8 protein-coding genes are annotated in these 10,400 nt (G+C 55.4%); 4 read left to right on the forward strand and 4 right to left on the reverse strand.

The window, feature by feature from the left end:
* Positions 1–89: 89 nt before the first annotated feature.
* Positions 90–293, reverse strand: a complete 204-nt coding sequence (locus B2R17_RS17830) for a hypothetical protein (protein WP_008666876.1) — start codon at positions 291–293, stop codon at positions 90–92.
* Between the two features lie 379 nt (positions 294–672).
* Here B2R17_RS17830 and B2R17_RS17835 point away from each other — a divergent pair, with 379 nt between their 5' ends.
* Together B2R17_RS17835 and B2R17_RS17840 are read left to right on the forward strand one after the other, a co-directional pair.
* Positions 673–1,107: a hypothetical protein gene (locus B2R17_RS17835; RefSeq protein ID WP_008666872.1), complete on the forward strand. Its 435-nt coding sequence runs from the start codon at positions 673–675 to the stop codon at positions 1,105–1,107.
* 196 nt (positions 1,108–1,303) lie between these two features.
* A complete protein-coding gene (locus B2R17_RS17840; RefSeq protein WP_286765050.1) occupies positions 1,304–2,563 on the forward strand; it encodes a hypothetical protein in 1,260 nt (419 codons plus the stop codon).
* On the opposite strand, the gene B2R17_RS17845 is transcribed toward B2R17_RS17840, so the two are convergent.
* The 3 genes from B2R17_RS17845 to B2R17_RS17855 form a co-directional block, all read right to left on the reverse strand.
* Positions 2,544–4,085 carry an NfeD family protein gene (locus B2R17_RS17845; RefSeq protein WP_286765051.1) on the reverse strand — a complete coding sequence of 514 codons (1,542 nt, stop codon included), beginning with the start codon at positions 4,083–4,085 and terminating at the stop codon, positions 2,544–2,546. The genes B2R17_RS17840 and B2R17_RS17845 overlap by 20 nt on opposite strands.
* A gap of 4 nt (positions 4,086–4,089) precedes the next feature.
* On the reverse strand, positions 4,090–5,889 hold the full coding sequence (locus B2R17_RS17850; protein WP_008661940.1) for a TrkH family potassium uptake protein: 1,800 nt from the start codon (positions 5,887–5,889) through the stop codon (positions 4,090–4,092).
* A gap of 96 nt (positions 5,890–5,985) precedes the next feature.
* Complete coding sequence (locus B2R17_RS17855; protein ID WP_051073355.1) at positions 5,986–6,717, reverse strand: protocatechuate 3,4-dioxygenase; 732 nt, start codon at positions 6,715–6,717, stop codon at positions 5,986–5,988.
* A gap of 217 nt (positions 6,718–6,934) precedes the next feature.
* Between B2R17_RS17855 and B2R17_RS17860 the strand changes: the two genes are divergently transcribed.
* Together B2R17_RS17860 and B2R17_RS17865 are read left to right on the forward strand one after the other, a co-directional pair.
* Positions 6,935–8,422, forward strand: coding sequence for a TonB-dependent receptor (locus B2R17_RS17860; RefSeq protein ID WP_286765052.1), 1,488 nt, complete (start codon positions 6,935–6,937; stop codon positions 8,420–8,422).
* A 609-nt stretch (positions 8,423–9,031) separates the two neighbouring features.
* Complete coding sequence (locus tag B2R17_RS17865; protein WP_008661932.1) at positions 9,032–10,126, forward strand: DUF1559 domain-containing protein; 1,095 nt, start codon at positions 9,032–9,034, stop codon at positions 10,124–10,126.
* Positions 10,127–10,400: the final 274 nt, after the last annotated feature.

A 10,400-nucleotide genomic window follows, 5' to 3' on the forward strand; every position in this document is an offset into this window, starting at 1 on the left:
GTCCGCGAGCCGAGCGAGTGTTTTCAAATCAACTTGGTCGAGTGTGACCAAATTCAATCCTCTGGTTTCGATTCCAGTGGGTTAGAAACTCAGGGAGTTTCCGCTTCGGGAGTTTCTGCGGTGCCAGTCACGTTGTCCGAAGGCATTTCAGCTGCGCCGGTCGCGTTGTCGGTGACAACTGGAGCGGTGTCGGTGTCGGTGTCGACGTCAGCTGGTGGAGCTGGCGGCGGGCAACCAACGGTCGTGGTCAGCAATGCAAGTGCGAATACGCAACGAAGAGTTTGTTGAATCATGGTGACTCGGGAAGGAAGAAAGGTGGGACAACTTGATATCGATTCGGCAACCCGAATTCGGTTTCCAACCTCTAGATTAGCAAAACGTTCATAAAATGCACCCTGTCGTTGCAAGAATCCATCGTAAGAGACGATTCGTGGCGATTAGCCAACCCTTGCAACCCGCCTAAACCTAATTTCCTACCCAAAATCATCGATGGATGCAGCTGTCACGACTGCTTTCACAGTGCAAAACACCGTGTCCGTTCGGTCAATCAAAATCGGCTCGAGCCACGCGGCGGCCTTTCGAACTAGCGGGATTTGCCCGATCCCCAATCAGACGGCATCAACCGTAGGACGATACCACCACCGAAATCAGTCCATTCACCGGGGTTTACCTATGAAATCGACCGTCCCATATCTTTTTGCTTTGTTGATCGGTGCAACCTTGGCCCCAGCTGCTTCGGCGCAGGGATTGGACGATCTCTTTTCGGCATCGCCGCAACGAGACACGCCGCAACGGAATGCTGAACGGCTGGCACTGCCACCGATGACGCCCGCTGTTGCCGATGCGGAATCCGATCCAGTGAACAGCCCATCGGATCGCAAGCTCGTTCACGCACCTGGCTCGGCCGCCGAAAAAATGCCATCGATGGCGATGCAACTGCGTCAAGCTCGTGCTCTGGAAGCATCGCGTCAACGACAAGCTCGTCTGGAAGCTTCCTACTGGGCAAGCAACCCAAACTTGCGTCCGGCTTGGGACAGCAACTTCGGCCAGCACCAGTATCGCAATCGCATCATCTATTACGTCCCGGCGTACGTTCACAATCGCTGATTGCGAGAACAAACGAGCCACCTGACTTTGCGGGCGCCGAATAAATGCCCGCCGAAGCGACTGGGCTCAACGAGAACTGGACGGGCGACTAACATAGGTCTGCCCTTTCCAGCTCATTGAGGCCAGCTCACCGAGGCTCTCTGCCGTTTTGAATCCGCCTCGCCTAACACTGATCCCCCTAATCGGGTTCACCTTCTTGACCTCGGCAACCTATTCGGTTGCCAGGGCACTGGGCGTCAGCCTGTTCATCGCGCGGATGGGATCCGATGCGTTGCCGGTCGCGCTTGCAGCGTCCGCTGTCACCGTGATCGCCGTCTCCGCCATCACTCACTTGGTCAACCAACGCTTCCCGGCTCGCTACAGCGTCTTCGGCAGTTGGATCGGCCTGGCGTCCATCACCGCATGGCTGACCGTAATGATCTCGGTCGAGCACCACTCGTTTGTGTTGCTGGGTGCTTTGTACGTGACCGCAGAGGTGAGGGGCTGCGTCAACACAATTTATGCCACGACGTTGGTCAACAATGCGTTTGCTTCGTCGACTTCCAAACGGCCGTTTGTGCTGGTAGCCGCTGGTGCTCCGATCGCCGGAATCGCGATGGGAGCAGCGATGGGATTCGGAGCCTCCACGCTGGAAGACACGACTTGGCTGAAGATCATCATCGGCTTGGACGCCGCAACGATTGTCTTGCTTCGATGGATCCCCAAGACATCTGCCGCGAGAGCCACGTCGGAGATCGAACCGCATTCTCAGATCAACTCATCGAAGAAAGCGGATCGAAACGGGATCCGTTCAATCAGACACATCCCGGCCAGCCCAACGGCTTTTCGCTATCGATACGGTTTGGTCAGCCTAATCGCGTTCAACGTTTTCGCGGTCACGATGGTCGACTACCAATGGAAAGTCATCGCGGGTGATCACCTGCTCGCCGAAGCCCAGCTGCTGACCTACTTCGCCGGCTTCTACGCCATCAACGACATTTTGATTGTCTTGGTGCAGTTCACCGTCGCGACCAAGCTGCTCGACCGGTTCGGCATTGGAATGCCGCTTTGTGCCTACCCGCTGCTGCTCAGCGTCCTTGGCCTCATCGCGTTGATCAATCAATCCCAAGCGGTTTTGATTTTGTTGTTCACTCTTGGACAGGGATTGACCGTGCTGAAGCGATCGCTTTACGACCCGGGCATGACATCGGCCTACGCGATTCTGCCGCAAGACATACGCAACGAAACCATCTTGCTGATCAAAGGCGTGGTCAAACCGGTGATCGAAGCGGCCGTGGCGATCGGATTGCTGTTCTTCGCTTCCCGAATGACATCGAACCAGATCACGTCGACTTGGTTAGCGGCGTTGATCCCTTGGTTCCTGCTTTCGAGTTGGGTCGCGAGCACCTACGAAAAATGGGCGCCGACTCAACCTGAAAACGAACCCGCGTCCGGGCTCAAACTTTCCGAACCGTGACCCGAGCTCCTTGCTTGTTGACCACGCGAACCTCGGTCCCCGGATCGATGTAGTCTCCCTCCGTGACAACATCGATCGCATCATCGCCGAACTGCACCTTGCCGCTCGGTCGCAACGGTGACATCGCCGACCCCGTGTCACCGATCTCAACTCGCTGCCATGCCGGTCCACTGACCAGCGTTGCGCTGGCACCACCATCGGCGGCCACCATGACTTGAGGGCGCAGGGTCAATCGACTCAATCCGGGTATATCCCCGAGGTACTTCGCCATGACGGCCAAGCAAACCAAGAAACCGAGGAACGCGCCCATCACCGTCATCATGTCGGTTGCCAGCGATGTCCACTGAATTTCATTCTCGGGCAGTGCAAACCGCCGGGAAGCCATCACCAATGCTCCGAGCGACAACGCCAATCCACTGATTCCGGCGACGCCGAACCCAGGAATGACAAACACTTCAGCGGCGATGAAAAGAATTCCCGTCAGAAACAAAATCACTTCCAACCAACCCGATGTTCCTCCCAAAAAACGCGCCCAGAAGAACAACCCAAAGCACAGCACACTGGTCAAACCACCGATGCCGATACCGGGTGCAGACAACTCAATCGCGAGTGCAACCAAACCGATCAGCAGCAACAAAAACGTGACGAACTGACTGTTGAGCAAGAACACCAATGTGTCCGTCCAACTTCGTTCCATCTCGACGATTGGCTCTTGCAGATTCAGCACCTTCGCCAACTCATCTCGGCCCTCGATGGTTTGATCGACCATCCCCAGCTCAACACCACGGCGACCGTTGACCGTGAAAAACATCTCTTTGCCAGCCTCGCGGATGGGCGGACTCAATTCCCATTGATCGGCATCCTCACGCGATGCCAAGTCCTTGTCCGAAAAATAACGCTTCTCGCCGGTCTCGTTATTGGTCGCCTGATAAACAACCATATCCTTGTCCGTCATCTTCTCCGCCAAAGCGAGCGGGCGCCCGGTGGCTTCGGCAGTGTCGCGAACTTTCTGGGCCAGCACACTGCGACTCTTCGCCGGTGTGTATCGAAACGCGCCGTCTTCGCCCATCACGATTTCACCTGCGTCACCCATCCGTGCATCAGGACGCATCAGAATCGTGTCGGTTGATAGCGCAAGCAGAGCGGCGCCACTGATGGCATCTTTTTCAATGTAAGCGACTGTTTCGACATCTTTGGCTTCCAACACCATGTCCATCAACTCAAACGTCACCGAGGTGAACCCACCCGGTGATTGAATATCGAGGATGATCACGTCGGCGTCCGACTCCACGGCTGCTTCGAACTTGCGTTTCAACAACGCTCCGCTCAGCGGATTGATGTCCTCTTTGAACTCAATCAGCACACCGCGACGCTTCCCCGATCCAACATCCGACTGTGCAATCGCCTGCTGGCATTGAAGCAGTGCGATCGCGGTCACAACGAAGGCCAACACCAACCTCATGATTGCAGACGGATCACGATCAAAGGAACGGAGCATTGCGTTTGATTTCGTTGTGGTCATCGTGTCACACCCTTCGCCAAAACGACGGAACAAATAGCAATAGCACGCTGAAGATTTCGACTCGTCCCAGCATCATCAGCCATACAAACAACAACTTGGCACCTTGGCTGAACCCTGCGTAGTTCCGCGTGGCACCCACGACGCCCAAACCCGGTCCGATGTTATTCAATGTCGCCGCGACCGCACTCGCGCAGTCAAGCAACTTCTCATCCAAGGTACCGTGCAACAACTTCTTGCCGGCCTGAGAATGATCCACCACCACGATCTCCTCGCCCGATTTCCCCGCCTTGGCGGATTCCTCGATCACTTCTTCGGGCGGCGTGTCCGTCATCACGACACCCCAAGTCGAGTTGGGTTCGAACGTGATCAACGCCAACCAAGACATCACAAAAATGGCCAACACCATGCAAAAATACAGCAGGATATTGTGTGCCAATTGAGGGTCGTCGACGGCAACACCGCTCACTCTCAAAGGCCGAACAACACGTGGACGGTGGGCGCGCTCAATCTCCAATCTCAGGATTTTGTAGAACAAAACGTGACGAATCACCTTCATTCCCCCGCCAGTGCTGCCTGCACAACCGCCGACGAACATCAACAACAACAAAATCCCGCGGCCAAAGTTATTCCACTCGTCGAAGTCGGCTGTTCCGTAACCGGTCGTCGTGATGACCGATACCACTTGGAACAATCCATTTTGAACGCCTTTGGCGAGCGTTCCAAACCCTTCGTCTTCCGCTCGCAATCCGAAGATTACGACGCCCAACGTGACCACGCCGATCACCAACGCATACGTCCGAAACTCGACGTCTTGAAACAATCGACGAGCGGCCGTCAGCGGTCGCCGCGGAATGTCCAACAACATCAGATACAACAGCGTGAAGTTGGTACCTGCCAAGATCATGAACAGCACCGTCGTGTATTCAATCAACGGGCTGTCAAACCCACCCAGCGATCGGTTGTATGTGCTGAAACCACCAGTCGCCATCGTCCCGAATGCGTGACAGAGCGCATCGAACGAACTCATTCCTTCGAACATGTAGATGAACGTCAGCAGCATGTTCAGCCCGACGTAGATCGCGGCAAACACCAAAGCGGTGTGCTGCATTCGAGGCATGCTGCCGTCTTTGGTGGGCCCCGGCATTTCGGCACGCATCATCGCTTTGCCAGCCGACCCTTGTCCCAGGATCGCCACGAACAAAACAACGATCCCCAACCCACCCAAAAAGTGCGTCCAGGACCGCCAGAACAAAATGCAGTGCGGAACCAATTCGGGTGTTTCCAAATCAGTCAGCACCGTCGCGCCCGTCGTGCTAAAACCAGACTGCGATTCAAACATCGCTTCGATGAACGTGATCGGAGAACCCTCCGCGATCATCGTGCCGCTCAAGTAATAGGGCAGGGCACCGAGCACCGTCGCACTGACCCACGAAAGCCCAACGATCGCCATCGCTTCTTTCTGATACAGTTCTCCCCCTCCGCGATGACCGCGTCCCAGGAAACGAAAGAAGGCTCCGACGAAAAAGCAAATCGCCATGCTCGCCAACAGTCCACTCGCCGCGGCGGATTCAAATTCCGTCGCGGGAGGCAAATGTGTTCGGTCGGCAACGCTCGGAAATGCAAATGGCAGGCTGAACGCCATCGATCCACCAATCAACAGGCAGATCGTTCCCAAAAAACGAAACAACAACGGGAAATTCAACGACGACGCCTTCTCGACGAGTTCTAAAACGGTGGCGATGACAGCGGTCGACGATTGACCTGGTTCATTGCCGACCGCGGCAATTCCGACCTTGTTACCCAACCACCCGTTTCTTGGCAACTCACGGCGATTGGTAACTCACGGCGATCGGCGGATCGCCCCAGTTTTCAACTCGTTCGAGGCGGTATCTTCGGCATTTCAACCGTCGGCGGGCGTTTGCCCCAAAATCACGTCGAACTGACAAGCGAATTCGCCGATCTTCGATTCTTTCATCGGTTTGAAATCCGCCACCAACAATTCGCGTTTGGCAGGATCCGTTACTCGCCGAAACACGCCATCTCGCTTGTTGCCTTCGTGACCGCGAATCAACAACTGAGTCGTCAACAGATCTTTGTCGCCCTGTTTGACCTTGATGTGAATGTGTGGAGCGGGCCGACCGGGGTAGGGCACCGGCTTGATTGTTCGAAAGCGGTACCCGCCGTCGCTGGCGGTCTCAAAACGTCCAAAACCCTGGAAGTTCTTGTCTTGCTGTTCTTTCTTTCCATCGCTGTCACGCGAATGCAGATAGACCGCGTTGGCATCGCACTGCCAAATTTCAATCGTCGCATTGCGAACCGGAGACCCAGCCGCGGTCAACACGCGACCGGTCAGGTGAGTCACATCGCCAACGGCCGGCGTCGTGTGATCACCGATGACAATCAAATCGTTGTCTTGGTCCAGCGGCAATCGATCCGGATAGAACGGCCCTTCCGTCAACGGCGGTGTTGGCTTCAAAAGCTCTTCGGCAAACAAACCTGGCGTCGTCCACATCGCCGCACCGCCAATCGCCATGGCTGATCGACTCGCGAACCATCGTCGTGACATCATCTTCGTTTTCATCTCAATCACCTGAACGGGCCTCGAACAACACTCAATGTGCCAATCCCACATTGTAACGCTTCTCACGCCGGTCTCGCAGAACCATTCCGAGCCACCCGTTTGGACAGTCGCCACACGCCAAATTCCCGGTTTGTAGCGATTGCAACGACGAAACAGCCGGCACGCGTCGCCTGGTTTGCCCGACCGAAAAAAAGCGTTTGGAAGACTCCAAATTGTCACCTAGATGTTGTTGTGATTTTGGGGCAACTATTCCAGACGGGAAAACAACATGACCAACGAACGTCCATCGACCGAGCGTAAAGCACTTCAAATCAACTTGGATCCGCGACGCTACGGTTCGTTCGCCGAAATCGGCGCTGGACAAGAAGTCGTCCGTTGGTTCTTTCGCGTCGGAGCCGCCGCCGGCACGATCGCCAAAAGCATGTCGGCCTATGACATGGCGGTCAGCGATGCGATCTATGGCGAATGCCAACGGTATGTTTGCCGGCAACGTTTGGAAGACATGCTGACCCGCGAACACACACTGAACATCGAACGCCTAAAAGAACAACGCGGCGATTCAACCGCATTCTTCGCGTTCGCCGACACGGTCTCGGCTCGCAACTATCACGGAACCAACGAGTGCCACGGTTGGATGGGCATTCGTTTCCAAGCTCATCCGCGAGATGAAGACAGCCAGATCATCATCCACGTCCGAATGCTGGACAACAACAACGCCGCCCAACAAGAAGCCCTCGGTATCGTTGGCGTCAATCTGCTCTACGGTGCATTCTTCCTCAATCACGAACCCGATCAGCTGATCGAATCGTTGCTGGACAACCTCAGCACGCAGCGGATCGAGATCGACATGATCGAATTCTCGGGCATCGCGTTTCGACACGTCGACAATCGCGTGATGAGCCTTCGATTGGTGCAACTCGGACTCAGCAAAGCAGCCATGTTCTCGGCCGATGGCGAAGTCCTTCAACCCGCGGAAGTGCTCTACAAAAAACCAATCTTGGTTGAACGCGGCAGCTACCGTCCTGTCACTCACGTGAACATGGACATGATCCAAGCTGCACAAAAGAGCTTCCGCAAAGAAGACGATGTAGATCCAGACCAAGTCGTGACGCTCGCCGAAATCACGATGCGAAACCTTCGCGCCAATGGCGAGATCGACCTGCAAGACTTCCTCGCTCGCGTCGACACACTCGCCGCCTGCGGGATGACGGTGCTGATCTCGGACTACTTCGAGTACTACCGTCTGGCGGCTTATCTCTCGCAATACACCAAAAAGAAAATCGCGATCACGATGGGGGCGGGCAGTCTGCATGAACTGTTCGAAGAAAAGTACTACACCCAACTCGATGGCGGCATTCTCGAATCGTTCGGACGAATGTTCAAAAACGATTTGAAACTCTACGTCTATCCATTGATGGATCGCGAGACTGGTGAACTGACCACCGTGGAGAATCTAGAGATCGCGCCCGAACTGCGAAAACTCTACGACTACTTGGTTGGCAAAGGCTGCATCGAACAACTGCACGCTTACAACCCAGAACACCTTTCGACGTTCTCTCGGGAAGTGTTGAAGATGATCGAATCCGGAGACGACGGTTGGAAGAAACACGTGCCACCAGAGGTTGCAACGGTGATTCAAAAACGTGGTTTCTTCGGATGCAAATCTCACGCTCCTGAGTCAAGACTCGCGGCAATGGTCGCTGCCAACTCATCCAGTTTTGGAAACATCCCGGCTCCGGTCGGCTTCCCTGTCTGATCCTTGCGTGACTGTCCTCGGGCAGCTCGCTCCAAATTCATTGATCACCGACACATCCCATGTGTCGGTGATTTTTTATGCGCGGCCGCTGAGACGGTCCTTCGCTTGGCCACCTCGCAAAAGCGATGCGAGCCCAACCGAACGCAACTCAATATCAATAGCCCTAAGATTCTCCGGCGTTGAGGAAAATGGCTCTCGCCACTCCACTGAGGGACGATCATTCGCCCCAACGGGCCGAAACCGCTCGATTCGGGGGGATCTTCCTCGTTGCTTTTCGCTACCGGACCGTGCCGTTCGTCGATCGCACCGGTCTTCATTTCCCAGCTTTCAAGCGAGGGTGTTGCATGGAAGCAAAAATTGTTTCGGTTCTCGCAACCTGCTTAGGGTCCAGAAAACCGCCTCAGCACGGCTACGAGGACCTTGAGCCCGACCACGCTCAAACATCGCGTTACTTACACAGTTACTTCACCGAACGTTAACAACGTCCGTCACGCTTTCTGTTTTAATCCCCGCGCTCGATTTCGGGGACTCAAAGATCTTGGTTCTCCGGAGGCACCCTCATCCGAATATCTCAATCATTCTTCCTCTCGAGAACTTCAGAACAACCCAATGAAAATCCAAAATCCACGCATGTGTGATCAACGGACCGCAAAGCGATCTGGTTTCACACTGGTCGAACTCTTGGTCGTGATCGCCATCATCGGTGTGCTCGTCGGTCTGCTTTTGCCAGCCGTCCAAGCCGCCCGTGAAGCCGCTCGTCGTATGCAGTGCCAAAACAACTTCAAACAGTTTGGCATCGCCCTGCACAACCACATGGCCGCATTCGGTTCGTTCCCGCCAGGCAACGTCAACTATGACGAAAACGGCAACCGCTTCAAAACCGGTGGCTGGCAGCACGGTCAGAACGAACTGGGATGGCACTGGTTGCCAATGTTGTTCCCTTACATGGAACAACCCGGTGTCTGGGAACTGATCACCCGCTGCGAAGATTCCGTCACGGGTCACACCATGAACCCTTGTGATCACTGCGAGTACTACGCTGAATTCGAACACATCGGCCGCGAACAGTTGGGCTCTTTCGTTTCCTGCCCTTCGGCACCTCGAGTGACCAACCAATTCTCAGACGGAAGCTACGGACTGGAATCACTTGCAAAGGGTTCCAACTACGCCGCCAACTGGGGATCGGGTGACATGCTGTCGTGGGAAAGCGACCTGACATCAGGTGCATTCGGCACTTACTACGTTCACCAAGACGTGATCATCAAAGACGGCATTGCTGGCGACCGCTTCCAAAACCGAAACGGCATGGGCAGCGAAGACTTCCTCGACGGCATGAGCAACACCATGGCGATGAGCGAAATCCTCAACCACAACTCAAGCACCGACATCCGTGGTACCTGGATGTCGCCTGCCATGGGTGCCACGATCTTCTCGGCTTTCACCAGCCCCAACAGCAAAGAGAAAGACGTGCTCGCCGCGTGCGACGAAACCATTCCAGAAGACAAGCTCAACCCTTACTTGGCTTGCTTGGAACAACGCGACACCGCTGAAATCTGGGCCGCCGCTCGCAGTCACCACACCGGAGGAGTCAACATCCTGATGGCTGACAGTTCCGTTCGCTTCATCACCGATTCGGTGGACAAAGAGAATGTCTGGCATCCTTTGGCAACGGCGAAGAACAGCGAAGTCTTCGAAATGCCCTGATCGATCGGACGCGGCGAAACTGTCCTCGATGCTTCGTCGCACTCTCGCCTAACGGCCCAAACTACTTTCTTGCACGCCTTCCAACTCTCCTCTCCCAGAGGTCGTGAAGTTTTTGAGGTTTGTGTTTGTGACGTCTTGCGAACCCCGCCCGCGCAGCGGGAGGGGTCGGAAAACGAGCGTTCAGCGAGATTTCCGGGGGAGGGCAAACCTCGCCACCTCCCATGCCCGGCCCCCTCCCTCGCGTACGTCTGAACGGCGTCGCTCGACCTCCCCC

Origin of the sequence: Rhodopirellula sp. UBA1907 (assembly GCF_002337565.1) — a bacterium.
Lineage (GTDB): Bacteria > Planctomycetota > Planctomycetia > Pirellulales > Pirellulaceae > Rhodopirellula > Rhodopirellula europaea.